At 68.8% G+C, this 24,753-nt stretch carries 27 protein-coding genes, 1 tRNA gene and 2 pseudogenes; 12 read left to right on the forward strand and 18 right to left on the reverse strand.

Annotated features, from left to right (window positions below):
- Positions 1–11 precede the first annotated feature (11 nt).
- Complete coding sequence (locus tag ACYQ07_RS13140; RefSeq protein ID WP_459882324.1) at positions 12–902, forward strand: CehA/McbA family metallohydrolase; 891 nt, start codon at positions 12–14, stop codon at positions 900–902.
- A 30-nt stretch (positions 903–932) separates the two neighbouring features.
- On the opposite strand, the gene ACYQ07_RS13145 is transcribed toward ACYQ07_RS13140, so the two are convergent.
- Entirely contained in the window at positions 933–1,382 is a 450-nt protein-coding gene (locus ACYQ07_RS13145; RefSeq protein ID WP_459882326.1) for a UPF0179 family protein, read from the reverse strand.
- Between the two features lie 108 nt (positions 1,383–1,490).
- Here ACYQ07_RS13145 and tmcA point away from each other — a divergent pair, with 108 nt between their 5' ends.
- The 3 genes from tmcA (at position 1,491) to ACYQ07_RS13160 (ending at position 4,939) form a co-directional block, all read left to right on the forward strand.
- Positions 1,491–3,788 carry a tRNA(Met) cytidine acetyltransferase TmcA gene (gene tmcA / locus ACYQ07_RS13150; protein ID WP_459882328.1) on the forward strand — a complete coding sequence of 766 codons (2,298 nt, stop codon included), beginning with the start codon at positions 1,491–1,493 and terminating at the stop codon, positions 3,786–3,788.
- A gap of 102 nt (positions 3,789–3,890) precedes the next feature.
- Positions 3,891–4,373, forward strand: coding sequence for a DUF456 domain-containing protein (locus ACYQ07_RS13155; protein ID WP_459882329.1), 483 nt, complete (start codon positions 3,891–3,893; stop codon positions 4,371–4,373).
- A 59-nt stretch (positions 4,374–4,432) separates the two neighbouring features.
- The gene (locus ACYQ07_RS13160; RefSeq protein ID WP_459882331.1) at positions 4,433–4,939 is read left to right on the forward strand and encodes a GNAT family N-acetyltransferase; all 507 of its coding nucleotides are present in this window, start codon (positions 4,433–4,435) and stop codon (positions 4,937–4,939) included.
- Between the two features lie 751 nt (positions 4,940–5,690).
- Here the strand turns inward: ACYQ07_RS13160 and ACYQ07_RS13165 are convergent.
- From ACYQ07_RS13165 to ACYQ07_RS13185, 5 genes are all read right to left on the reverse strand, one after another.
- A complete protein-coding gene (locus tag ACYQ07_RS13165) occupies positions 5,691–6,263 on the reverse strand; it encodes a DUF7978 family protein (RefSeq protein ID WP_459882332.1) in 573 nt (190 codons plus the stop codon).
- Positions 6,264–6,302: 39 nt separating this feature from the next.
- Entirely contained in the window at positions 6,303–6,896 is a 594-nt protein-coding gene (locus tag ACYQ07_RS13170) for a GNAT family N-acetyltransferase (RefSeq protein ID WP_459882333.1), read from the reverse strand.
- A gap of 45 nt (positions 6,897–6,941) precedes the next feature.
- Complete coding sequence (locus ACYQ07_RS13175) at positions 6,942–7,862, reverse strand: DMT family transporter (RefSeq protein WP_459882335.1); 921 nt, start codon at positions 7,860–7,862, stop codon at positions 6,942–6,944.
- 66 nt (positions 7,863–7,928) lie between these two features.
- Positions 7,929–8,594, reverse strand: a complete 666-nt coding sequence (locus ACYQ07_RS13180) for an ArsR/SmtB family transcription factor (RefSeq protein WP_459882337.1) — start codon at positions 8,592–8,594, stop codon at positions 7,929–7,931.
- 37 nt (positions 8,595–8,631) lie between these two features.
- Positions 8,632–9,345, reverse strand: coding sequence for a DUF1405 domain-containing protein (locus ACYQ07_RS13185; protein WP_459882340.1), 714 nt, complete (start codon positions 9,343–9,345; stop codon positions 8,632–8,634).
- A gap of 102 nt (positions 9,346–9,447) precedes the next feature.
- Here ACYQ07_RS13185 and gpmI point away from each other — a divergent pair, with 102 nt between their 5' ends.
- The gene (gpmI, locus tag ACYQ07_RS13190) at positions 9,448–10,962 is read left to right on the forward strand and encodes a 2,3-bisphosphoglycerate-independent phosphoglycerate mutase (protein WP_459882342.1); all 1,515 of its coding nucleotides are present in this window, start codon (positions 9,448–9,450) and stop codon (positions 10,960–10,962) included.
- A gap of 76 nt (positions 10,963–11,038) precedes the next feature.
- Positions 11,039–12,400, forward strand: a complete 1,362-nt coding sequence (locus tag ACYQ07_RS13195; protein ID WP_459882345.1) for an NAD(P)/FAD-dependent oxidoreductase — start codon at positions 11,039–11,041, stop codon at positions 12,398–12,400.
- Between the two features lie 562 nt (positions 12,401–12,962).
- On the opposite strand, the gene ACYQ07_RS13200 is transcribed toward ACYQ07_RS13195, so the two are convergent.
- The 3 genes from ACYQ07_RS13200 to ACYQ07_RS13210 form a co-directional block, all read right to left on the reverse strand.
- Positions 12,963–13,571, reverse strand: coding sequence for a hypothetical protein (locus tag ACYQ07_RS13200; RefSeq protein ID WP_459882347.1), 609 nt, complete (start codon positions 13,569–13,571; stop codon positions 12,963–12,965).
- A 25-nt stretch (positions 13,572–13,596) separates the two neighbouring features.
- Complete coding sequence (locus ACYQ07_RS13205; RefSeq protein WP_459882349.1) at positions 13,597–14,622, reverse strand: AI-2E family transporter; 1,026 nt, start codon at positions 14,620–14,622, stop codon at positions 13,597–13,599.
- A 94-nt stretch (positions 14,623–14,716) separates the two neighbouring features.
- Positions 14,717–15,313, reverse strand: coding sequence for a DUF6149 family protein (locus tag ACYQ07_RS13210; RefSeq protein WP_459882351.1), 597 nt, complete (start codon positions 15,311–15,313; stop codon positions 14,717–14,719).
- 195 nt (positions 15,314–15,508) lie between these two features.
- Between ACYQ07_RS13210 and ACYQ07_RS13215 the strand changes: the two genes are divergently transcribed.
- The 3 genes from ACYQ07_RS13215 (at position 15,509) to ACYQ07_RS13225 (ending at position 17,635) form a co-directional block, all read left to right on the forward strand.
- Positions 15,509–16,747 (forward strand): NAD(P)/FAD-dependent oxidoreductase, encoded by a 1,239-nt coding sequence (locus ACYQ07_RS13215; RefSeq protein ID WP_459882353.1) that lies wholly within the window; start codon positions 15,509–15,511, stop codon positions 16,745–16,747.
- A gap of 192 nt (positions 16,748–16,939) precedes the next feature.
- Complete coding sequence (locus tag ACYQ07_RS13220; protein WP_459882355.1) at positions 16,940–17,149, forward strand: DUF7979 domain-containing protein; 210 nt, start codon at positions 16,940–16,942, stop codon at positions 17,147–17,149.
- Positions 17,150–17,218: 69 nt separating this feature from the next.
- Complete coding sequence (locus ACYQ07_RS13225; protein WP_459882357.1) at positions 17,219–17,635, forward strand: DUF7124 domain-containing protein; 417 nt, start codon at positions 17,219–17,221, stop codon at positions 17,633–17,635.
- 29 nt (positions 17,636–17,664) lie between these two features.
- Here the strand turns inward: ACYQ07_RS13225 and ACYQ07_RS13230 are convergent, their stop codons facing one another.
- From ACYQ07_RS13230 to ACYQ07_RS13250, 5 genes and pseudogenes are all read right to left on the reverse strand, one after another.
- Positions 17,665–18,243 (reverse strand): transcriptional regulator FilR1 domain-containing protein, encoded by a 579-nt coding sequence (locus ACYQ07_RS13230; RefSeq protein WP_459882359.1) that lies wholly within the window; start codon positions 18,241–18,243, stop codon positions 17,665–17,667.
- Positions 18,240–19,067, reverse strand: a complete 828-nt coding sequence (locus tag ACYQ07_RS13235; RefSeq protein WP_459882361.1) for a BtpA/SgcQ family protein — start codon at positions 19,065–19,067, stop codon at positions 18,240–18,242. The genes ACYQ07_RS13230 and ACYQ07_RS13235 overlap by 4 nt, the downstream gene beginning before the upstream one ends.
- Before the next feature lie 42 nt (positions 19,068–19,109).
- Positions 19,110–19,397: an MOFRL family protein gene (locus tag ACYQ07_RS13240; RefSeq protein WP_459883059.1), complete on the reverse strand. Its 288-nt coding sequence runs from the start codon at positions 19,395–19,397 to the stop codon at positions 19,110–19,112.
- Positions 19,304–19,555: pseudogene (locus ACYQ07_RS13245) on the reverse strand (hypothetical protein); the annotation flags it as partial. The pseudogene ACYQ07_RS13245 and the gene ACYQ07_RS13240, both read right to left, overlap by 94 nt.
- The gene (locus ACYQ07_RS13250; RefSeq protein WP_459882363.1) at positions 19,516–19,647 is read right to left on the reverse strand and encodes a hypothetical protein; all 132 of its coding nucleotides are present in this window, start codon (positions 19,645–19,647) and stop codon (positions 19,516–19,518) included. The pseudogene ACYQ07_RS13245 and the gene ACYQ07_RS13250, both read right to left, overlap by 40 nt.
- 153 nt (positions 19,648–19,800) lie before the next feature.
- Here ACYQ07_RS13250 and ACYQ07_RS13255 point away from each other — a divergent pair, with 153 nt between their 5' ends.
- On the forward strand, positions 19,801–20,283 hold the full coding sequence (locus ACYQ07_RS13255) for a hypothetical protein (protein WP_459882365.1): 483 nt from the start codon (positions 19,801–19,803) through the stop codon (positions 20,281–20,283).
- Between the two features lie 69 nt (positions 20,284–20,352).
- Positions 20,353–21,051 carry an amphi-Trp domain-containing protein gene (locus tag ACYQ07_RS13260; protein ID WP_459882367.1) on the forward strand — a complete coding sequence of 233 codons (699 nt, stop codon included), beginning with the start codon at positions 20,353–20,355 and terminating at the stop codon, positions 21,049–21,051.
- 129 nt (positions 21,052–21,180) lie between these two features.
- Here ACYQ07_RS13260 and ACYQ07_RS13265 read toward each other — a convergent pair whose 3' ends face one another.
- Positions 21,181–21,486, reverse strand: a complete 306-nt coding sequence (locus ACYQ07_RS13265; protein ID WP_459882369.1) for a DUF5827 family protein — start codon at positions 21,484–21,486, stop codon at positions 21,181–21,183.
- A gap of 137 nt (positions 21,487–21,623) precedes the next feature.
- On the opposite strand from ACYQ07_RS13265, the pseudogene ACYQ07_RS13270 reads away from it, so the two are divergent.
- Positions 21,624–21,893, forward strand: a pseudogene (locus ACYQ07_RS13270) (DUF7522 family protein); the annotation flags it as partial.
- 306 nt (positions 21,894–22,199) lie between these two features.
- Here the strand turns inward: ACYQ07_RS13270 and sod are convergent.
- From sod to ACYQ07_RS13285, 3 genes are all read right to left on the reverse strand, one after another.
- Positions 22,200–22,799, reverse strand: a complete 600-nt coding sequence (gene sod, locus ACYQ07_RS13275) for a superoxide dismutase [Mn] (protein ID WP_459882371.1) — start codon at positions 22,797–22,799, stop codon at positions 22,200–22,202.
- Positions 22,800–23,088: 289 nt separating this feature from the next.
- A tRNA-Ser gene (locus ACYQ07_RS13280) sits at positions 23,089–23,172 on the reverse strand.
- Positions 23,173–23,232: 60 nt separating this feature from the next.
- Positions 23,233–23,988, reverse strand: coding sequence for a hypothetical protein (locus tag ACYQ07_RS13285; RefSeq protein ID WP_459882373.1), 756 nt, complete (start codon positions 23,986–23,988; stop codon positions 23,233–23,235).
- Between the last annotated feature and the right edge of the window lie 765 nt (positions 23,989–24,753).

The following is a 24,753-nucleotide window of genomic DNA, read 5'->3' on the forward strand; positions in this document are numbered from 1 at the left end:
TATGGTTCGACGTGTCTTCCGTCTCCGTTCGTATCGACCCGCACGTCCACTCCGATGACAGCTACGACGGCCACGAGCCCGTCGAGCTGATCCTGGAGCACGCTGCCGACATCGGGCTCGACGCCGTCGTCATCACCGACCACGACGTGATGGGCGAGTCGCTCCGCGCGGCGGAGCTGGCGCCGGAGTACGGGCTGATCGGCATCCCGGGTGTGGAGGTGTCGACCGCCCACGGCCACCTGCTGGCGGTCGGCGTCGACTCGATGCCACCCCGCAGGGAGCCGTTCGACGAGACCGTCTCGTGGATCCACGAGCACGGCGGCGTCGCCATCGTCCCGCACCCGTTCCAGCGGTCACGCCACGGCGTCCGCAAAAAGCACATTCCCGTCCCGACGCGGGAGGGAACACCCGGAGAGAGTAGTGCCTCCTGCTCTGACTCGGCAGCGCCGTCCGAGGAGGTCGACGAGGTCGACGCCATCGAGGTGTTCAACGCCTGGCTGTTCACGGGCTACCGCAACCGCCGCGCGCGACGGTTCGCCGCCGAGTACGGCTACCCAGGCATCGCCGCCAGCGACGCGCACACGCTGGAGTACGTCGGCCGCGCGTTCACCGAGCTGGATATCGAGAGTCGGGAGTCGCCCAGCGAGGTCACTGCAACCGACGTGCTCGACGCGCTCCGCGAGGGAACGACCACCGTCAGCGGCAAACGCGCGCCGGTCCCCATGGCGGCGAAACACTACGCCATCGCCGCCGCTCGCAAGTCCGGCTACTACGCGAAAACCGGCGCCGTCCGGAGCGCGGCGACCGCGAAGTGGGCGGGCCTCCAAACCGCCTCCACCGCCCGGGTCGGCGCGATTCAGGGCGCCCACCGGCTCGGCCGGATCGCCTCCTGGCTGCGGTAGCTACCGACGCTTCGCCAACGCTCCCGCCCGCTACTCCTCCTCGGCAGCGAACTGCACGAGCGTGAGGTCGCGGTCGAGCGCGCAGTGGTCGTGTGGCGGGTCGCCGAGCACCTGCTGGACGAGCCGCTCCTCGTCGAAGTCCGCGCCGGCCGGGACGCAGTACTGGTGGCTCGGACACTCGGTGTGTGGACACGGCCCCTCCAGGGCCGTCTTGCTGCCGGCGTACGCGGCCTTCGAGGGGACGTTCGCGGGGACGGGAGCGGGCTCCACCTCGACGGCGCGGACGCCGGCGTCGTGGACCGCGCAGTCGAGCGTCTGGGCGTTCTCGCGGACGCCGGTCACCCGGTAGCGGGTGCCCTCGGAGAGGTTGAGACACTGTCCACGGTACGGACAGCCCTCGCAGGCGGCCGACTCGCCGTCGTAGACGAACTCGCGGCCCACGTCCGCGAGACGGCTGCCGATGAGCGTGACGGTGGTCATAGCCGAAAACACGTCCCCCGTCGCCGTAAGCCTCCCGCTACCGCCGCCGGCGACGGCCCCCACGACGGAGGGCAAGACCCATTGCCGGTCCCCGAAAAGTGTCGCCGAATGATCGCGGAGCTGGCGGCGGACCTACGCGCGGAGGCAAAACGGGCGAACGAGCGGCGCCTCCTCGTGCTGGCCGGCGACCGCGACCGCGGCATCGACGCCGCCTTCGACACCGTCGAGGGTGCCGACGTGGACGAGGATGCCGTCTCGATCGTCTCCACCCGTGAGGGGTTCCGCTTCGAGGAGCATCGCCCCCGGAGAGCCGGCGAGCTGCTCGGCCGGACGCGCCAGGTCGTCGTGCTCGACGCTCACGAGCGGTTCGTGCCGAACGCGCTTGGACAGGTGTCGGGCGCAGTGGACGGCGGCGGACTGCTCGTGCTGCTGACGCCCCCGCTGGCGGCGTGGCCCGACCGGCGTGACAAGTTCGACGAGTCGCTGGCGGTTCCCCCTTACGAGCTCGACGACGTGACAGGACGATTCCGCGAGCGACTGGTGCGGACGATCCGGCGCCATCCGGGGGTGGCAGTTGTCGACCTTGACGACGAATCCCCGGAAGTCGTCCGCGACGGCCGCACCGACCCGCCGGAGTGGCGACCCCGCTCGCCGCCGGATCCGCCCGCGGACGCCGCATTCCCCGACGCTGCGTACGTGGCGTGTCTCACCGGCGACCAGACCCGCGCGCTCCGGGCGTTGGAGTCGCTCGCGGATCCCGCCCCGGACGGCTCGGCGGTGGTCGTGGAGGCGGACCGCGGGCGAGGAAAGTCCAGCGCGGCCGGGCTCGCCGCCGGATCGCTCGTGCTTGATGGGCGGGACGTGCTGGTGACCGCTCCCGCGTTCCGCAACGCCGCCGAGGGGTTCGACCGCGCCCGCGAACTGCTGGAGGCCGCGGACGCCCTTGAGACGGAAGCGGACGACGGCACGCGACTGGAAGCGCCCGGGGGCGGCCGCATGCGGTTCCGGACGCCGGCCGAGGCCGCCGAACTCCCCGGCGAGCCGGACGCCGTGATCGTCGACGAGGCGGCCGCGATTCCGGTTCGGCTGCTGGAGGAGTTTCTCGATGCCGACGCCGTCGCGTTCTGCACCACCGTCCACGGCTACGAGGGCGCCGGCCGCGGGTTCTCCGTGCGGTTCCGCGAACGACTTTCGGAGAGCGACCACCAGCTGCGGGACGTGTCGTTGACGGACCCGATCCGGTACGCCCGCGGCGACCCCGTCGAAGGGTGGACGTTCCGCGCACTCCTGCTGGATGCGCGTCCGCCCGTCGACGCCGCGGTCGAGGGAACCACGCCCGACGACTGCGAGTACCGGCGGCTCGACCCCGACGAGCTGCTCGCCGACGAGCACTTGCTTTCGGAGACGTTCGGACTGTTAGTGTCCGCCCACTACCGGACGGAGCCGAACGACCTCGCCCGGCTGCTCGACGCGCCGAACCTCTCCGTTCGCGCGCTGGTCGCCGACGGCCACGTGGTCGCCGTCGACCTGCTCGCGCGGGAGGGGAACCTGCCCGCGGACACCCGCGCGGCGGTGTACGAGGGAGCCCGACTCCGCGGGAACATGGTCCCCGACGTGCTCACCAGCCAGCTCCGCGACGAGAAGGCTGCCGCGCCGCTCGGGCTTCGCACCGTGCGGATCGCCACCCACCACGCCGTCCGCGATCAGGGGCTCGGTAGCCGACTCCTGACGCGCGTTCACGAGGAACACCGCAAGGAGGTCGACTACTTCTCGGTGGGCTTCGGCGCCACCCCGCGCCTGCTCCGGTTCTGGCGACGGGCGGGCTACCGGACCGCCCACCTCGCGAGCACGCGGAACGACGCCTCGGGGGAGTACTCCGCCGTGCTGCTCCGCCCGCCCGCGGACGCGGCGCCGGACGACGCCGGAGCGGCGCTCCTCGACCGCCACGCCGCCGCCTTCCGCGAGCGCGAGCGCGCCGGCCTCACGGACACGCACCGGGGGGCTGACCCGGACGTGATTCGAGGCGCGCTTCGGGCGTGTCCCGCGGGGGATCCGCCGGCGCTCTCCGACTACGGCTGGCGCGCCGTGGTGGGCGCCGCCTACGGCCCCACGCTGTACGACGCTGCCCCCGGCGCGTTCCGCGACCTGGCATTCCACGCGCTCGTCGGTGGCGAAGACGGCGGCGAGGGTCACGCCGACGCCAGCGAGTCGCCGCTGTCCCCCCGCGAGGAGCGCCTGCTCGTGACGCGCGTCCTCCAGGCGCGGGACACGGCGACCGTCGCCGACCTGCTCGACTTCCACGGCACCAGGGGCGTGATGCGCGCGCTCGGCGAGGCGTTCGTCCCGCTGGTCGACGCACACGACGACGTGCCAGTCGTTCGCCGGGAAATCGAGCGGTTCCGGTGAGATCCGGTGTGGTCCGGAGTCGTCGCTGCCCTCGTGGGCCGCAGTCCGTCGGATCCCGTCAAGAGGCGGGCGTCTTTGTCGACGGCGGACGCACACCCACGCATGACCGAGTTCGTCGTCTTCCTCGCGACCCTGCTGCTGGTCGCGGGCGTCATCGGGAGCTTCCTGCCGATGGTCCCCTCGGGGCTCCTCTCGCTGGCCGGCGTGTTCGTCTACGCCCGCTACGGCCCGGGCGACCTCGGCCTCCTGCTGCTCGCGAGCATGACGGTCGCCGGCGTGCTCGCCGCGCTACTCGAGCACTTCGCCGGCGCGCTCACCGCCCGGGCGGCTGGTGCCTCCCGTGGGGCCGTGCTGTTCGGACTCGGCATTGGGGTGCTGCTGTTCTTCGTCGCCGGTCCGGTTGGGCTGATCGTGGGCCTCCTCGGGGGAATCTTCTACCTCGAGATCCGGGCGGGCGTCGGCGTCGACGAGGCGACCCGTCGGACGTGCTACGGCGCTGCCGGCGTGCTCGGCTCGTCGCTGGCGCAGGCGGCGCTCACGCTGTCGATCCTCGTCGCCTTCCTGCTGTTCGTCCGGGTGTTGTGACGGAGTCGATCGTTGGCCGGGACCACAACGGCTACGGCCGTCCTCGGCCGAACTCGAGTATGGACGCGAGCGACGACGTGACGATCCGCGCGTACGACCGGGCGACCGACGAGGGCGGCCTCTACGACTGCAAGCTCGCCTTCGAGCGCGGGCTGGGGACGGAGACCGGCGGCGCGGAGAAGGCCGCGAAATACGAGGGGAAGCTAACCGACGACTACCGCGCCGACTGGCTCGACTGGGTCGACCGGTGTACCGCCGACGACGACCGCTGTGTGACCGTGGCCGTCGACGACGGCGAGGTGGTCGGCTACGTCTTCTGTCTGCCCGCTTCGATGGCGTTCGTCTGGGACGCCGCCGTGCTCAACGAGCTCTACGTCGCCCCCGACTACCGGGGCGCCGGCGTCGCGGACGACCTGATGGCCGCCGCGCTCGACCTGGCGCGTGACCAGGACCTCCCGCTGGACCGGATCGTGCTCGACGTCGACCGGAAAAACGAGCGGGCGCAGGCGTTCTACGACCGCCACGGCTTCGACCACTGGGGGGAGCTGGTGGCGCGGGAGCTCTGATTGAGGGCTCGGGATTTTGGAGGTGTGCTTGCGGAATGGGTGCTCGCGCGATCTACACGGCACCCACGATGAGTGATACCGGGAGTAGGTGTTGCAGATCGTCGGTTGCGTCAGAGTATATAAACAAACGAGAGCGACATCGACGCTTTCCTTATAAACGGTCATGCTGTGCGGTGGCGCGCCCGGCGAGCGCCCCGCGGGCGCTCGTCGGCGCGCGAGGGAGTCGTCGCCGCAGGCGACGACGAGGCTGGGGAGGCGTGAGGTGCGGTGCTGTGTGGTACGGGGTGGGACTCAAAGGGGCAGCCGGCTCCGGGAAGACGGCCGACGCAAGCACTCAAAAGGCCGGGCCGTGCGGAGAGGCCTTTTGAGCGCGCAGCGAGGCCCTCGACCGGAGCCGGCTGGGGCTTTGCAGGCGGTCCTCACCAGCGCAAAACCAGCAACTCACCGGTCAACCTCTGCTTATAAACGAACCACAACTCCACCAACGCCTCACTCATAAACGCCGCACCCTCTCACCTGAAACACCGACTCCCGGTCTCGATCAACAAAACGTTACGCTCTTCCGTAGGAGATCGTTGACACAACCGCCCGTTGCAAACACTACTCAGTAGCTGGCCGTCAGAACCGCTGCGGCGCACGTTCTTGACCCGTCCAGCCCACAACAGAATCGCAGGAGGGCTCTCTAGCAACGATGTACTACACGAGCGCGAACGTCATTTAAAAGGAACAACCACAGCCACCCACCGACACGTCAGTCGTCGCCGAGCGCGCTCGCGACGGCGCCGCCGGCCGCCCCGAGGACCGCCGGGAAGACGATGCCGGCGAGCAGGACGCCCGTGACCGGGTCCGGCGCGACGGCGCCGTCGCCGACCTCGTACGCGAAGACCAAGAGGCCGGCGAGCGCCAGCGGGAGGTACCCCGCGACCGTGAGCGCGCCGGCGGCCGCGCCATCGGTCGGCGTGGGCGTGTCGACGGCGTACGCCGCCGCGAAGCCCGCCGCGAGCAGGAACAGCGGCGGGACGACGTACATGAACGTCAGACCGCCGTCCGAACTCGCGATGAAGTTCCGCATCTGGGTGCCGCCGAACGACGGAACCTCCGTGTCGACGAAATGGGCATTGTAAAACACCCAGCCGACCCCCTGCCACGCGGGGATCGGGTCGCCACCGAACAGGTCCGCGAGGAAGCTGAATCCGGAAAGCGTTTCTTGCACATCGTCACGGATCGTGACGTACGCGACCAGATAGCCGGCTACGTATGCGACGGCGCCGGCGGCGGCGCCGATTCCAACGTTGCGTCCGCTCAGTCGATCGGGGACACTCATGGTCACCACACGTTGCCGGCGTGGTAAGTGTCTACCGGCTCACTCGGTCGCTGCGCGCCACTCGTCCTCTGTGATCGAGTAGCGGACGGCGTCGTGGACCTCGCCGTCGAGGTCGACGACGTGGTTCCGGAGGAGCCCCTCGCGGCGACCGCCGAGCCGGTCGACGTACTTCTCGATGGCGCGCTTAGACTTCTCGTTGCCGTCGATGTGGCTCACCGCGACCAGGTCGAGGTCGAGCTCCTCGAAGGCGACCTCGCAGAGCGCGCCGGCGCGCTCGCCGGAGTAGCCGCGACCCCAGAACCGCTTGCGGAACCAGCAGCCGAGAACGGCGGTGTGCTTCTCCCAGTCGAGGTGGAGGCCGGCACCGCCGGCGATCTCGCCGGCGCCGTCCTCGCCGTCGCGGGGATAGACGAGGTAGCCGGCGTTCTCGTGGTCCTCCCACTTTTCACGACCCTTTTCGAGAAACTCCAGCGTCTCCTTTTTGGTCTCGTGGGGGTCCCAGGTGACGTACTCGGTGACCTCCTCGATGTCGGGATCCGACGAGCAGATCCGGTAGAACTCGTCGAGGTCGACGCGCTCGAGCCACGCCGGCTCCAAGCGGAGGCGCTCCGTCTCGATCGTCTCGGGGAACATGGACGGACCAATTACGGCCCGATTAAAAAGGACACCTCCGGCGTGTCACACACCCACACCGCGCCGGCGAAGCTCCGACCGGATCGCCTCCCGCTTGACCAGCGCGAAGCCGACGCAGATCAGCAGGAAGCCGGCGACCGTCGTCACCGTGATCCCCTCCGAGAGGAAGATCCACCCGGAGACCGCCGCGAAGACGGGTGCCACGTAGGAGACCAGGTTGATCTCGATGGGGCCGAGCCGTTCGAGCAGGTCGAAGTACACGAGGAAGCCGATCGCGCTCGCGCCGATCGCGAGGTAGCCGAGCGCCAGCAGCGCCTCCGTCGTCCACGTCACGTCGGCCATCGACTCGCCCATTCCGAACGAGACGGCGTGCATGATGACGGCGCCGAGCACCATCGCCCACGCCTCCATCGTCTCGATCTCCATCTTGGCGTCGACCGCGCGGGTGAGCACGGAGCCGAGCGCGAACGCCGCCGCCGCGAGGAACACGAGGAACTTCGCGAACGTCCCGTCGCCGGTGAGGTTGCCCGGGTCGGGTGCCGCCAGCACGACGGCGCCGACGAGCCCGACGAGCAGCCCGATCACGCCGATGGCGGTGAGTCGCTCGGAGGGGAGAAACGCCCGCGCGAACACGGTCGTGAGGACGGGCGAGAGGCTGACGATCACGGCGGCGATGGCGCTCGTCACCGCGGGGTCGGCCTCGCCGATGAAGAGGAACACGTGGTAGGCGGCGATCAGGAGGACGGCCCCCACCGCGACGAGCGTCCACTCGCCGCGGCCGCGCGGGATCGGGTCGTCGGCGACGTGCCAGGCGTACGCCAGCATCACGACGCCCGCCACGTCGTAGCGGAGCGCGGCGAACAACACGGGCGGGAAGTAGGCCAGGCCGGCGTTGATCGCCATGAACGCCGACCCCCAGAGGGCGGCAAGCAGCAGGAACAGCGAGAGGTTTCGATACCGGGACACGGCGACTATCGACCGGCGGTCGGCCAAAAGCTTCCGGAAGCGGCGGGGGAAGTGGGGGCGAGAGCCCTACCGGATCCGGTAGCGGTCCTCGGCGGCGTCGCGGGTGACGACGCCGACATCCGCAAGCCGCCGGAGCGCGTCCTCGACGGCGTCCGCGGGAGCCCCCACCTCGTCGGCAACGTCCGGGACGCTGCCGTCGGTCTCGACGAGCGCCGCGAGCACGGAGGCGAAAAAGCGGCTGTCGGTTTCCGTGCCGAGCCGTTCGTCGATCTCCGCGAGCGTGTCCTCCACGCGACCGTGGACCCACCGCTGAGCCAGCGAGAGCTCGCGGTCGAGCTCCTGTAGCCGGTCGTACTCGGCGGCGAGCTCGCTCACGTCGGCTCGCTCGCCGTCGTTCGAGGGGATCTCGATCGAGACGTGGGGACACCGGCCGGACATGTCGAGACTCGACTTCGCGGGGTAGGCGCTTTTGGCGCCGAAGCCGTACGGCGAGACGGACACCTCCAGCCGGAGGCTGCGGGTGATGTGGAAGTACTTGCGACGCTTTTCGTCGGTCGTCGACTCGATGAGGCCGGCCTCCTCCAGCTTTCGCAGGTGGTCGATGACGGCCTTCGGGCTGACGCCGAGATACTCGGAGATCTCCGTGACGTAGCACGGTTTGTGTGCGAGAAGCCGGAGGATGCGCCGCCGGTTCTCGTTGCCGAGGAGATCGAGGAGTACCGCGGAGTCCATTAACGTTGAGTTAGTCGCGGACAGCTAAAAGCCTGACTCACCGACTCGGGGGCGGACTCCCCTCGGATCCCGCCGCCTGCAGGCGGTCGAACCGGCTCGCGGCGAACGCGACGGCGCCGACGGTGATTCCGAGAGTGGCCCCCGCGAGCCGGAAGCCGGGCTCGTACAGCAGCGGCGGGTGATAGCCGAAGCCGTAGTCGACGACGACGTTCGCGACGCCGAGCGCGAGCGCGAGCGCGAGCGCACCCGGGGTGGTGGCGCCGTACGCGGGGATCAGCAGTGCGAGCCCCACGAACAGCAGGTGGGTGACGATGATCCCCCAAAAGGACCAGAGCGCGTCGTCGGCCGCGAGGTACGTCCCCGCCTCGAAGCCGAGCGCGACGGCCGGCCAGACGCCGAACGTGACCAGCCAGACGAACGACAGCGTGTGGAGATACGCCAGCGGGCGGCTTCGGGGTACCTCCGTGACGGGCCGGCGCTCCGGCCCGGCGACGAACGGCAACAGCGTACACAGCGAGGCGACCGCGAGCAGCGTGGCGACGGGCGAGTCGGCGTACAGCGGCCACAGGAGGGTCGGCACCTCGGGGAGCGTCTCGGCGTAAAATCGGACGCCGACCAGCGTCGCGAGCAGACAGACGGCGACCACCCACGCGAGGCTCCACGGGTCGCCGAGCAGCTCGCGGGCCGCGCGGTCGCGGAGGTGGTCGCGTGAGGGCTCGGGAGAGCCGTCGGTTGGTGGGTCGTCGCTCACGCGAGAGCCTCCGAGCGCGCCGGCGAAAAGCCTCCCGGCGTCGGCCGGCGCGGAATCCGTCCGAAACGAAGCCTAGTTACCCCGCCGGCCGGAGGATCAGGTATGCAGACGGCGCTCGTCATTCTCGACGGCTGGGGGCTCGGCGACCACGACCATCTCGATGCAGTGAACGCCGCCGACACCCCCGTCTTCGACGCCGCCACGGAGCGCGGCGCCGCCGGCGAACTGGAAGTCCACGGGCGACGCGTCGGCCTCCCCGACGCCCAGATGGGCAACTCCGAGGTCGGTCATCTCAACATCGGCGCCGGGCGCGTGGTGAAGCAGGCGTACACCCGGATCACCGACACGCTACAGGACGGCTCCTTTCTCGACAACGACGCGGTCCGCGGCGCGTTCGAGCACGCCGTCGACAACGACGGGCGGGTCCACTTCATGGGACTGGTCTCCGACGGCGGCGTCCACTCGGACATCGCCCATCTCCAGGCACTGATCGACGCAGCCGCCGAGTTCGGGGTTCCTGCCACCACCCACGCGTTCACCGACGGGCGCGACACGGCTCCCGAGATAGGCGACGAGTTCCTCGCCGATCTGGAGACGCACGCCGACGCGCAGGGAACCGGACACGTCGCGACCGTGACGGGACGGTACTTCGCGATGGACCGCGACGAGAACTGGGAGCGGACGAAGCGAGCGTACGACGCCATCGTCAACCGTGAGGCACCTCACGAAGCGGAATCGGGGGCGGCCGCCGTTCGCGAGGCCCACGCTCGCGGCGAGACCGACGAGTTCGTCGAGCCGACGCTGGTGAACGGCGGGCCTGCCCTCGCGGACGGGGACGCCGTCCTCTGTTTCAACTTCCGCTCGGACCGGATGCGACAGATCGTGCGGATGCTCACCGACACCCGCCCCGAATGGTCCTTCGATCTCGACCAGCCGGACATCGAGCTCGTGACGATGACGGAGTACGACGAGACGTTCGAGTTCCCGGTCGCGTTCCCGCCGGAGATCCCCACGAACACGCTCGGCGAGGTCGTCTCGGACGCCGGACGCACCCAGCTCCGGATCGCGGAGTCGGAGAAGTACGCCCACGTCACCTACTTCCTCAACGGCGGCCGCGAGGTGGAGTTCCCCGGCGAGCGCCGGCGGATCGTGAAGAGCCCGGACGTGCCGACCTACGAGCTCCAGCCGGAGATGTCCGCCCCCGAGCTCACCGACGAAGCCCTCGCGATCATCGAGTCGGACGACCCCGACCTATTGGTGCTGAACTACGCGAACCCGGACATGGTGGGCCACACCGGCGAGTTCGAGGCCGCCGTCGAGGCCGTCGAAGCCGTCGACGAGCAGCTCGGCCGGCTGCTTGAGGGCGTCCGCGAGGCGGGTGGCCACGCCGTCGTCACCGCCGACCACGGCAACGCCGACGACATGGGGACGCCCGACGCCCCCCACACTGCCCACACGTTCAACCCGGTCCCGTTCGTCTACCTCTCGCCCGCGGACGACGACGGCGGGCGCCGCGTCCGCGAGGGCGGGTCGCTGTGCGACGTGGCGCCGACGGTGCTTGAGCTGATGGACCTCGACAAACCCGGCGTGATGACCGGGGAGAGTTTGCTGGAGTAGCGGCTCCCGGCACGGGAGAGCGCGGGCGCGTCGCGACACCCAAACGCACTTACGCCACAGGCGCGCCCTTTCGACCATGTACACTGTCGTCGGCGGCGGCGTCGCCGGGCTCGCGGCGGCCCGCCGGCTCCGGGAGCGCGGCCACGACGTCCGCGTGTTCGAGGCGTCCGACGAGGTCGGCGGCCTCGCCGGGCTCTACGAGACAGCGGGTGACCCGATCGAGAAGTTCTACCACCACCTCTCGAAATCCGAGGAGACGATCGTCGAACTCGCCGAGGATCTCGGCGTCGGCGACCGCGTCGAGTGGCGGATCGGCGAGAACGCCTACTACGTCGACGGCGTCGTCCACCCGCTCGACAAACCGTGGGAGATCCTCGCGTACCCCCACATGAGCCTCACCGACAAGTTCCGGCTAACGATGCTCACGCAGGAAGTAGACGTGCGCGGCGGGCTCCCGTCGTTCGACACGTACGACGACCTCGACGACTTCGAGGACGTCCCCGTCGAGGAGTTCATCGTCGAACACACCACCCGCGGCGTCTACGACAACTTCTTCGCCCCCCTGCTGGAGGCGAAGTTCGGCGACCGCGTCGACGACGTGTCCGCCGCGTGGCTGCTCGGCCGCGTGAAGTTCCGCGGGGAGCGCGACCTCCTCCGCGGCGAGGTGCTCGGCTACCTCGACGGTTCGTTCGGCGTCCTGCTTGACGCGCTCGTCGACGACCTCGGCCCGGAGACGGTGACGACGAACGCCCGCGTGACGGGCGTGGAGTTCGCGGATGAAGCGGGCGACGGCGATGGCGAAGCGGGCGGGGCCGGGGACGACGCCGACCGCGGGCCCGTCGAGACGGTCACCGTGGAGACGCCCGACGGCACGACCACCCACGAGACGGAGGGCGTGGTGTTCGCCACGATGCCGAACGTGCTTGAGGAGCTCACCGGCCACGCCTGCGACATCGACTTCCAGGGCGCGGTGTGTGCGGTCGTCACGATGGACGAGCCGCTGACGGACACCTACTGGCTCAACATCGCTGACGACGCCCCCTTCGGCGCGCTCATCGAGCACACCAACTTCGTCCCGGCGGAGCGCTACGGCGGCGACCACCTGCTGTATCTCGCCAGCTACGTCCAGTCACCCGAGGAGGCCAACTGGCAGGCGAGCGACGCGGAGTTGGAGGAGCGCTGGCTCGACGGCGTCGCCGACCTCTTTCCCGAGTTCTCGCGGGAGGCCGTCTCCGAGTTCCGCGTCGCGCGCAACCCGCGAGCGGCGCCCGTCTACGAGCGCGGCTACCTCGAAAAGGTCGTCCCCTACGACCTCGCGAGTGAGGGGCTGCCGGGCGTCTACTACGCCGGCATGGCGAGCCGCGCGCAGTACCCCGAGCGGTCGCTGGACGGCGGCATCGAGGCGGGATTCGCGGCCGCCGAGCGCATTGACGAATGAGGGCCGGTCGTCGATGAACGGGCACTTCGTGATTGACCCAGGGAGTGGGTGTTGCAATTCGTCGCCGGCGATAGAGTATATAAACTGTCGTGAGTGGCAGTGGCGATCTCCTTATAAACAGGTGCGCGATGCGGTGGCGCGCCCGGCGAGCGCCCGTTGGGCGCTCGTCGGCGCGCGAGGGAGTCGGCGGCCGAGTGGCACGAGGCCGCCGACGAGGCTGGGGAGGCGTGAGGTGCTGTCGCGGAGCGGTTTGGGGTGGGACTCAAAGGGGCAGCCGGCTCCGGGACGACGGGCGACGTAAGCACTTCTCAGGGCGTCGGGCTGTGCGGAGAGACGCCCTGCAAAGCGCGCAGCGAGCCCCTCGACCGGAGCCGGCTGGGGCTTTGCAGACGATCCTCACCGGCGCAGCACTCGCAACTCACCGACCAAACTCTGCTTATAAACGAGAGACAACCACAACCACGTTCCACTTATAAACGCCACACCCGCTCACGTACTACACCTACTCCCAACATCGCTCATTCGGAGACGGTCACCGCCTGGGCTCGACGTCTCGCTCGCTCTACTCGTCGGGAGCGTCGTCCGTATCCTTCAGCCCCGCCGCCGGCTCGTCGATCCAGTTGTAGCAGCGGAACGACTCGGGCGGGCGCTCCTCAGTGAGCATCGCGCGCTGGATGAACCCCGTGCCGCCGCGCGCGCCGACGAAGTCGGCGTCGGCGGGGGCGTAGTCGAGTACCTTCGCCGGCATCGTGAGCGTCACCTCGATCTCGCCGCGGCCGTCCTCGTCGGGCGTGAAGTCGGCCTCGACGCGGTCGACGCCGACGCCGAACGTGGCGCGGGTGTCGGGGCCCTCAACGACGAGGTCGTGGCTGGCGAGCGCGCCGGCGAGGTCGTCGAGCAGCTTGCGGGCTGACTCGCGGTCGAGGTCGGCGGCGAGGTCGAACCCGTCCTCGGGGTCGACGGCCCCCTCCTCGAACGTCAGGGTGGGGTAGCGGAGCTTCTCGTCGGGCAGGACGTGATCGTCCGTCTCTGGGTCCGGCGGGGCGTCGGGGACGCCGAGAGCGTCGCTGACGGCGGAGCGCTCGGGGGTGTCGTCCTCGCCCCCTGCCACGCCGTCACCCTCGCCACCTTCGCCGGCCCTGCCGTCGTGATCGTCGTTCACGCCCGCCATTGGCGCGTCCCAGACGGTCGACCTACTAGATCGTGTCGTAGTCCTCGCGGAACGTCTCCAGCGTCGCCGCGAGCACGCCGATGACGATGGGGCCGACGAACAGCCCGGTGAAGCCGATGGAGTAGATGCCGCCGAACACGCCGATGAGGATGATCCCGGGATTGAGATGAGCCTGCTTGTCGATGACGATGGGACGCGCGTAGTTGTCCACCATCGAGACGACGGCGACGCCGTACAGCGCGAGCAGGATGCCGGCGGTCGTCTGGTCGAGCAGCACGAGGTAGGCGGCCGCCGGTCCCCACACCAGAAAGGCGCCGATCAGCGGTAAGAGGGCCAACACGGCCATCACGAAGGTCCAGAAGACGACGTTGGGAATCCCGACGAGCCAGAGGCCCACGCCGGCGATGAGCGCCTGGAGGAGCGCGACGGAAATGTGGCCGACGACGACGCCCCACGTCGTTGCGTCGACCTTCTCGAAGAGGTCGTCGGTCACCTCCTCCGGCAGCGGCACCATCCTGCGGAGCCAGGCGACGAACTCCGGGCCCTCCCGGAGCGTGTAGTACACCAAGAAGAGCACGAGCGCGAGCCCCAGCGACGCCTGGAGCGCGCTGGTGAAGATGCCGCTGAACCCGCCGAAAAGCGCCTGAACGAGCGTCTCGCCGGCGGTCGTCAGCCAGACGGCGATGTCGACCTCCTCGCCGGTGAGCTCCGCGATCCGGGCCTCGATGGCCGCCACGTCCATATCGCTTTCGCCCTCCGCGATGGCCGTGAGGTCCTCGACGAACACCAGCGTGATGTACACTAACGGGAGCACGACGGCGACCATCGAGGCGCCGATGAGGGTGACCGCCGACACCATCGACGCGAGTCCGGCGTCGATCCGGGTGTGTAGCCGGTCGATCCGCCGGGTGAGCCGAACGTGGACCGGATGGAGCACGTACGCGAGGATGACGGCGGCGATGACGTACTCGACGAACGGGAGGACGATGAACAGGGTGAGCAGGGAGACCGCACCGATGAGCAGGAGGAGAAACGACTGGCCGCGGTTCATACGTCACCCACCTCGTGAGCCCTGATAAACGTGGGCGTCACGGGACGGACACACGAACGGTGCGAGATGGAGCTGGGCCGTTCCCGCGAACCGGTCAGGCGCTCGCCTCGTCCTCGTCGAGCCCGGGGGCTGCGGCGGGGTCGACCTCGTCGGGCTCCTCGGTGTCGCCGCCCTGCACCGTCTCGCCGTCGTCGCGCTCGACGTACACGTCGTCGGCGAAGCCGGCGAGCGCGTTCTCGTACTCCGGCTCCTCCAGCTTCTCGGGGGTTTCGGGTGCCTCGGCGATCCCGCCGTCGGGCCGGAATTCGCCGAGCGGGTCGTCGATGGTGATCCCGTGGTCGGTGAAGAACTCCTCGTAGCGGCGATAGTGGGCCTCCAGCTCGTCGCCGGGGATCTCCATCATCTCCGTCCAACCGTGGTTGAAGAAGTCGAAGTTGGCCTGGACGTGGGTGATCTCGCGGGCCTCGGCTTCGGGAAAGCCCGCTTCGAGCGCGGCGACGTACGCGTCCATCGTCGCGTCGAAGAACTCGTCGAGGTGCTCGCGGCGCTCCTCCCGGCGGTCCTCGTCCGCCTTGTTGAGAAAGATGCTCGTGTGGAGGTCGACCAGTTTGTCGTTGGCGACATCACCGAGGACGGGCGTGGTGAGCGCCTTCTTGGCCGCCCAGTGGCGGATGTTCTGGCGGATCTTCATGCCCGTGGTTGGGTGTGGACGGTCTTGAATGTGTGGCGACGCGCCGTGGATGGCCGATCGACCGAGGATTTCACGTTCACGCCGCAGCGCGTCAAAGATCCTTAAGGGGTTTGTGCCCACTCCGTATGAGGTTTACCCTCATGATCGTCCGGACGGATGGTAATCCACATTAACCCTCGCTGCAAACGCCCGGATATGAGTGACTCGTACGTGATCATCGGTGACGGTGTCGCGGGGTCGTCGGCCGCCGAAACGCTTCGTGAGGAGGCGCCGGACGCCGAGGTCACGGTACTCACCGACGAGGGTGAAGCCCTCTACAACCGGATCCTGATAAAGGAGTTCGCGAAGGGAAAACTGCCCGAAGCACCCATCTCGATCCACGACGAGGAGTGGTACGCCGAGCGCGACATCGACCTCCGGCTCAACACGGTCGTCGTCGACATCGACGTGGAGAACGACCGCGTTTGCACCCACGAGGACGAGGTGTTCGACTACGACAAACTGCTGCTCGCCATCGGCGGCACCCCCCAGCAGCTCCCCGTCGAGAACTCCGATGCGGAGGGCGTCCACCACTTCTGGACGTTCCAGGACGCACGGGCGATCAAAGAGAGCGTCGAGGACGCCGAGCACGGCGTCATCGTCGGCGCCGGCCTCCTCGGCATCGACTTCGCGGCCATCTGTGGTGCCCAGGACGTCGAGGCGAAGTACCTGATGCGGGGCGACTCCTGGTGGCGCTACGCCCTCTCGAACGAGGGCGCCGAGCTCATGCACGACGCGATGCGCGAGCGCGGCGTCGAGCCGGTCTTCGACTCGGGCGTCGACCGCTTCGAGACCGACGACGACGGCGTCGTCACCAGCGCGGTCGACCCCAACGGCGAGTCGTACGACTGCGACTTCGCCGGCGTCGCCATCGGCCTCGACTTCAACACCGAGCTCGTCGAGGACACGCCGGTCGAGACGGACAACGGGATCATCGTCGACGAGTACATGCGCACCAACGTCGACAACGTGTTCGCCGCCGGCGACATCACGGAGTTCCACGACGTGATCCTCGGCGAGCGCGCCCAGAACGGAGCGTGGGGCTCGGCAAAGGAGCAGGGCACCATCGCGGCAAAGAACATGCTGGAGTACGAAAGTGACGTGTTCGAGTGGGTCTCCTCGTACTCGATCACCCACTTCGACTTCCCGTTCCTCTCGTTCGGCCACCCGACGCTCGGCGACGACGAGGTCGAGGCGACCACCGGCGACGGCGAGTGGCGCCGCGTCGCGCTGAAGGACGGCCGGATCGTCGGCGGCGTGCTCATCGGCGACCTCTCCCCGCAGTCGGCGTTCAAGCAGCTGATGCGCGAGCGCCGTGACGTCGCCGACCAGAAGGACGTGCTGATGGAGCCCGGGTTCTCCGTCGACGACCTCGCGCCGAAAAGCGAACAGTAGCGTTCCCCGCGTTTCCGGCTTTTCCCGTTTCTGGCGCTTTCCCACGGCACGTCGGCGAGCCGCCGGCTCGCCGCGTAACGCCGGCGTCTATCGAGAGACGGACCGGCGAATCTGCGATTTTCAGCTGCTACTCGGCGAAAACAGGGGGTGGCTGCCACAACAGTTATTAATAATCGTGCCACATGGTAACGTATGAGGGTACAGGAGCGCAAGATACGACTGCGGCGGACCGGCACCGTTCCCCCGGATTCCCGGGTGAAACACGTCGACGAGCTGTCAGACGACGCCCGCGAGGCCGTCTACGAGCTCGCCGGCCGCCCGCGGACGGTCCCCAAGCAGGGAGATCTCGACGACGGCGACGTGGTGAAGTTCACCGACTACTACGTGGTCCGCGCCCGCTAGGACCGGTCGACCCTCGGTCGCCGCGCGGGAAGCGAAGTTGTTTTCGGCGGGGACGCGAAACGCTGACGCATGGACAGCGGCGGATCCACCGACATGACGCTGGCGTTCGAACTGGAGGCGCTGAAGACGCTGGCGAACCCCAACGCGGTGTTCAACGGCGCTCGACAGTGGACCGAATACGTCGGCGTCGTCAGCGACAAGCCGACCTACGTGGTGACCAACTTCACCCGGAAACACCGCGTTCGTCAGGACTTCTTTTCGGGGCCGCGCGGCGTCGCGGAGAGTCTCGAGAACATCCGAACCCAGTTCGACACCGACCGGCACGTCTTCGTCGGCGTCGACGAGGACGACGAGGCGGTCGCCGAGGACGCCGACTGGGAGTTCCTCCATGTCGAGGACGCCGCCGAGGCCGCCGGCTGGGAGCTGGCGACCGACGAGCCCGACGAGGAGCCCGTCGAGGAGTCGACCCGCGACGACTGGCCGTAGCGGCGCGCACTCCTTTCGGCGGCCGCGTCTCAGTCGAACAGCGGGGAGGACGCCTCCCGATAGCGCTCGAAGCACTCGACGACCCACCCGCACACCGACGAGTCCGTCGTCGACAACACGGCAGTAAGCCCCGCGGCGTCGAACAACCCGATCAGCGCCCGGTCGTCGATCAGCAGCAGTGCGAGCGCGGCGTCACCGCCGGCCTCCCGACCAACCTGGGTGGACGGGTCTCCGCTCCGCCCGTCGTGTGCGAACAGGGCGACAGCCCGGTCAGCGACCGCGGCCCGAAGCCCGAGGGCGCCGACCCCTGTGGCCACCTCGTTCGCACGGCCAGTCATCACCAGCCGCGCCTCGGTCCCCGCATCGACCGCGGTGAGCAACCTGCGGGCGAGATCCGCATCCGCACGGGGAACCACACCGATCACCGACGAGGCGTCTTCCAGCACGAGGGCGGCGTGTGACACTGGTGCCGACGCACCGTCCTCGTCGGGGCGCTTGCCCACCAGCCGCGTGTCACCCGCGAGCTCGTCGAACTCCGTTCCGGTCGCCGCCGTGACGATCCGTGCGAGTGCATCCGCGGCCGGAGACTCGCCGTCGTTCCGGCTCACCGCGCTTCGTCCGCGCGTTCGACGAGCCGTGCGACGCGGTCCGCGTCGACGGGGGCCGTCGTCTCGCTCCCCTTTTTCAGCGCCGTGCCGACGATGACGCCGTCGCCGATCCGAAGCAGGTTGGCGACCGTCTCCGGACGAACGCCGCTGCCGACGAGGACGGGTACGTCGAGCCCGTACGTCCCGCGCTCGTCGACGACCTCCCGGAGCGCCCCCTCCTCAAGCGACTCGCCGGTGCCGCGCCCGGAGACGACCACGCCGTCAGCCAGTCCGCGCTCGGCCGTGTCAGCGAGCGACTCCGCGCCGCCGGTGGCCGCCAACGGGGCCGAGTGTTTCACGTCGGCGTCCGCGAGGATGCCGACATCGGCTCCCAGTCGGTCACGGAGCCGGAGCGTCTCGTGGGCGCGCCCCTGAACGACCCCCTGGTCGGTGACGCGAGCGCCGGTGTGGACGTTGACGCGGACGAACGACGCGCCGGTCGCGGCGGCGACGGCGACCGCCGCTGGCGCGTCGTTGCGCAGCACGTTCACGCCCACAGGAAGTGCGGTTTTCTCCCGAACGGCGGTGACGGCCCGGGTGATTGACGCGACGACGTGTTTCGGCACATCGTCCGGATAGAACGGCGCGTCCCCGAAGTTCTCGACCATCACGCCGTCGACGCCGCCGCGCTCCAGCGCCGCGGCGTCCGCACGGGCGCGGTCGATCACCGCCTCCATGGTGTCCGCGGCGCGTTCCGCGTCCGCCCGCGGCGTCCCCGGAAGCGGCGGCAAGTGTACCATGCCGATCACGGGCATCGCCGTTCCGAACGTGGCTTCGAAGTCCATCGGTGTTGTCGGTGTGGTAGGACCGCCGGGCGATAAAACGTCTCACTCGGTCGGTGGGGCGATAACGGTCACTCGGAGGTCGTTGACGTTCGTGCCGGTTGGGCCGGGCCGGAGGAGTGCACCCCGGTCATCGAGGAACGTGTACGCGTCGTCGTCGGCGAGCGCGGCGCGCGCTTCCTGAAGCCCTTCCCGATCGCGGCGGGCACCGTGTCGGCCGTGACCAGCGCACCCGCTGCATCCGTCGGGCCGTCGATGCCGTCCGTGTCGCCGGCGCGAGCGCGCGAGCGGGACCGCCGCGACGCGGCCGGCCGCGTTGTCGCCGCCGAGCACGACGATCTCGTCGTACTCGCGCAGGTCGTAGCGTGTCTCCGCCACGACGAGGTCGTCCCCGTCACCTCGACTGCTGCTGGGACGACCGTGCGGGGACGAGAAGCGTCGATCCCGGTAGTTAGCGCGTCGAGCGCGCGGCTTGGAGACCGGTCGGAAATTTCCCTACCTGACCGTCCGCTCGCACGTCGTCCGCCCCATCGCCGTCCACCTCGGCGGCGGTTGCCGGCGTTCCCGGGGATCGCTCGAACATGCACGGGGATGTGGCGGTGTCGTATTTAAACGTCGGCACGGACGGTGTACCGGCGGCGTTCGAGCGGGTGCGCGTTTGGAGACGTGAGTGTGGCCCAGCGAACCCGACCACGCAACGAACGGATTTAAACCGTCGCCCCGGGAATGAGGGACAATGAGTGCGAACGTCTTCCTGGTTCCGGTCACGCCGGAGAACTTCGACCGAACCGTCGCGTCGCCCGTCGACCTGACTGACTACGACGACCGACCCGAGCCGCTCGCGGACCTCGACGAGGCTCGACTGTGGGCCCTCGAAGACGAGAGCGGCAGCGACTCCACCTTCGAGCGAATGGGCGAGGGCGACCTCCTCCTCTTCTACCACGACGACGAGTACGTCGGCACGGGCCGCGTGGGAACGACGTTCGAGGACGCCGACCGGTGGGTCAGCGGCACGTTCTGGACCGCGTTCCCCGCGACGCGCATCTACACCGTCGAGTCGTTCACCCCCGTCTCGGTGCCCAAGCGCGCCGTCAACCGGATCTTTGACTACTCGGAGACGTACACGCCCGGCTTCATGCGCGTCGCCGACAGCCGCGTCACCTCCCAGCTGGCCGCGATCGAGCGCGCGCTCGAACGGTACAGCCAGCGGAACGCCTAGCGAGTCCCGGAACGCTGGCGAGTCCCCCGCCGTCGCTGCCCTTTACCCCCGTGCCGGCGAGTGGGTAGCATGGACCACGAACTGGAACTCGAACGGGTAGCGAGCCGACGGGACGTTGCGGCGATTCTCGGCGCCGTCGCCGGCGGCGTCGCATCCGGACGGCTCCGAGTCGCCGATCCGGCGGACCCGGACGACCGGTTCGACCTCGACATCCCGGAGACGCTCGGGGTCGGCATCGAGCTCGAAGCCGAAGCGGACGGGGTGGAGATCGAACTGGAACTCGACTGGGAACCTGCGGACGGCGAGCGTCCGGTGACCCCCGCCGAGCGCGATCGCGGCACGGTACCAGCGGACGCTGCCGACGAGCCGGGTGCAAAGGCCGCGGAAGTGGAGTCGGCGGAGAGCGCTGATGCGGCGCCGGAAGCGGACGACGCCGACGGAGCGAGCGGCGGCGTCGAAGCCAAGCCCGCCCTCACGGGGCTGTTCGCGCCGGCGCCAACCGTGGCACACGACGACGAGACGGACACCGTCGAGGAGGGCGGAACTGGCGCGAACGTGCCGGAGTCGGGTGATAGCGAGGCTGCCACGAGCCGCGCTCGCTTCGAGCTGTTCACTGATACGGCCGGTGAGTGGCGCTGGCGCCTGCGGCACCACAACGGGAACGTGGTCGCCACGAGCGGCGAGGGGTACACGCGGAAAGCAAACGCACGAAAGGGACTCGCGAGCGTCGTCGCCAACGCACCGGGTGCGGTCGTCGTCGAGACGTAGCGCCCCGATACTGGCGGTCGGATTTTGTGGCGAACTCAAGCAACATCGGGAGTTCTGGCCGAGTTGATGCGACCGTCTCGAATGCCACCGATCCGAGGAGCGAACGGTCGTCGCGCAGCCGAACTGGAGCTACGCCGACGACTCGCCCGCCTCGTCGTCCGAGACGGCGTGTGGCGCGACGCCGTAGTATCCGGGACCCTCCTCTTCCAGTGGTTCGGCAATGACGAGATCCTCGCCGTTGACCATGATCCAGGGAATCGCCCAGTCTATCAGAACGTTCTCAGTTCCCTCATCTATCTCAGCAGTCGGCGATAACCCCTGTAACAATCGGGCGATCTCGGGAACGGTGTACATCATCTCCGGATCGAGCAGTTCGTCGGGGTCATAGAAGTCACACGGGAACGTCTCGTCGAACGTCGATTTCGGTTCGGGCATACACGACGATACGGATCCCAGTCCGTAAACGCTGCCGATGGACGCCGATTCGAGTTCCCCTCCACGCACTCCACATGTCGGATAACGCCTCGTACGGTGACGAAAACGATCATGTCCAGCAGACAAGTGGGACCACTATGAGCGACGCAACGGAGCGGCTCGTGGACGCCTGTCGGGAGTTCGGCGGCGAGTCGCTCCGTGACGTCCGGCTGTTCGACCAGTGGACCTACGAGCGGCTCTACGTGCACGAGGACGTCGCCGCGCGCACCGGGGATCTCGACCCCGAGGGGTTCATCGACAACGAGCGGTACGGCTACGTCACCCGCGACACCGACGAGACGCTCTACCACGCGGGGTTCACCTACACCGTCCACGGCTTCACGGCGTTCGAGCGGTTCCGAACGTTCCTCGAAGACGCCGACCACCGTATCGGCCTGTACGCCGGGGGGTTTGCGGAACCGGCTTTGCCGGTTCCGCTCAATCCCCGGTCAAAAATCTCCACGAAAAAGGGCCGCGAGCGCCGGCAGACGCCGGCGCTCGCGGCCCTCGACGGAGACGGCCTACCGCACAGCGACCGCAACCACACAGCGACCGCAACTGTACAGCCACGGGTGATCTCCCTCATTAGCATCGTGCGGGCGACGAAGCTGGGTCTCACCGGAACGCAGATCAAAGAAAAATCGGGATTCGACGCGCCCGGGTGGGCGTGTCGCTTACTCGAACAGCTCGACGGCCTGCTCGTAGCGGGCGGACGGCTCCTCCCAGTCGACGACCTCGAAGAAGTTCTCGACGAACTCGCCGCGGGCCGGACCGTAGTCGTGGTAGTAGGAGTGCTCCCAGACGTCGAGCGCGAGGATGGCGTGGCTGCCCCACAGCGCACCCTGGTCGTGCTTGTCGACGACGACGTTCCGAAGCTGGTTCGAGAAGCTGTCGTACACCAAAAGCGCCCAGCCGCCGGCCGCGGAGGCCGCCGCCTCGAACTCGCCCTTCCAGGCCTCGTACGAGCCGAAGTCCTCCTCGATGCGGTCGGCGAGCGCCCCGGTGGGCTCGTCGCCGCCCTCGGGCGACATGTTCTGCCAGAACAGGTCGTGCAGGACGTGCCCCGAACCGTTGTGGGTCACGTTGCGGAGCGCGCCGCCGGACGACGAGAAGTCACCCTCCTCGCGGTTCTCGGCAAGCGTCTCCTCGGCCGAATTCCAGCCGTTGACGTAGCCCTGATGATGCGTGTCGTGATGCCACGTGAGCACCTGCTCGGAGATGTGGGGTTCAAGCGCGTCGTAGTCGTACGGAAGCGGATCGAGTTCGTAGCTCATCGTAAATTCACCAACTAACTATTCCATCGGATTCAAGTTAAAGATAATGAGACGTGTGGTAACAAGCACCACTAGACAGAGGGTCGTCTGACGCCGGCACGTTCCGGACGGTTGGGTAGCGGTCCCGGGGTCGTCTCCGACGGATCCGCCGGCGATTACGCCAGGGCACTACCACGGATTCGGTCCGAGTTCGCCGGCGTGCGCATCGTCAACACTCGGGAGGACTACTCGCAGCCATCGCGATTCGTGGCCGGATGGCTCACGAATCACCGTGTACGGCACAAAAACGCGGTGGGACTGGGATTTGAACCCAGGAGGCCGTAAGGCCACCTGTTTTCAAGACAGGCGCAATGGGCCGCTCTGCCATCCCACCACAACTGCCCGTGTGGTCCGGCCCGACTAATGAATGTCGGTACGGGACAGCGTTCGCTCGCTACTCGCGGACCAGTCGTCGGTCGCCGTCTTCGACGACCACGTCGAGCCCGTGCTCGTGCACGAAGGTGGCAACGTGTTCGGGGACGATGCGCTCGGCCGCGATCCGTGCCCGGAGCAGGGGAACCACGTCGAGCAGGTCGTCGCCGGTCTCGAGGGAGGGAGTGGTCTCCACGAACTCCACGTCGAGGCCGGCGTCGCGCGCGGCCTCCGTCAGCGACCGGAGGCTCGGCTCGGCGAACGCTCCCTCGAAGTCGACGGCCTCCGTGAACCCGGCGTAGTACGTTCGCCCGCGGGTGGAGACGCCGAGCACCGCGCCGTTGGTGCGGAGCTTCATCGCGGCCGCGTCGATGATGGTGCGCGAGAGGAACGGCGCCGTCGGGCGGACGACGGCGACGGAGTCGGCGTCCTCCTCACGGAGGAGGTGCGTCGCGGTGTTCGCCGCGCGCGCCTCGAAGCTGGAGCCCACCTGCGGCTCGAAGCGAACGTCCCCAGTGCCGCCCAGCGTATCGGCGACGATGGTGCGGAGCTCCGCCTCGGGGGAGCCGTCCGTGCGGTGTTCCTCGGGAAGCTGGTCGCTCTCGGGGTAGTTGACGAGCAGGTCGCCGCCCGAGCGCGCGACGGCGGCGACGGCGTCGCGGAACACCGCCTCGTAGAGCTCGGCGGCCTCCGCGGGTGACAGCGGCGTCGACTCGGCGATCTCCGTTCCGACGAGCCCCTCGCGGGGCGGGTTCGCTAACACGGCCACGACGGTCATATAAGAGGGTCAACCCGCGAGCGCCTTCAACGCGCCGCTTGCGATACGACCGACTCCTCGAATCGGGACGGGTCCCCACGGACGCCGGCGGGCGCAACGTTTGTATCCAACATGAACAATTATGTAGGACTGGGTTGTAGCAGGTGGTGTGCCACCCGTAGTACACGACTGAACCCCCGACCGGATCCGCGTACGCGACCTCGACGGAGGACAGCTCGCCCGCCGAGCTCCCGCAGGCGCCGGACTTTCCGGACGGTACGGCACGAGCCGACGAACAGCTCCCGACCGCCGCCGAGGCGGTCGCCAACGCGCCCGCGCCGTTCGACGCCGGCGACACCCGCCGAATCCCGAACGGCGCCGACTGGCACAACCGCTACGCGGGGTCGCTCCACACGGAGTGACCGCCGCCCGCGCCCACGGCGCCGGCACCGACGTGCCGCGTCGTCGGGCGCCACCCTCTCGTTAACCGCCCGGCGAGCGTCGTGGTTGAGGGGTTGACCCGCCCGCAACCGCCCGCAACCGCCCGCAACCGCCCGCAACCGCCGGCGTTTAAACGTCACCGTCCCCTACGGCCGCGTGGCCGATGACGATCAACCGCTCCGAGCCGACTCGGCACCGGTGACGACGAGCCCTATGAGTGCCGAGGCCTTTTCAAACGGAGTGAGCGACGGCCATCTACGCCCTAATTTCCCGTCCTCCGCTCCGCCGACCCCTTTTAATCCCGCTCCACGCCAACCACCTCGGATGACCCCCTCGCTGCGCACA

Source organism: Halorubrum gandharaense (assembly GCF_054654575.1).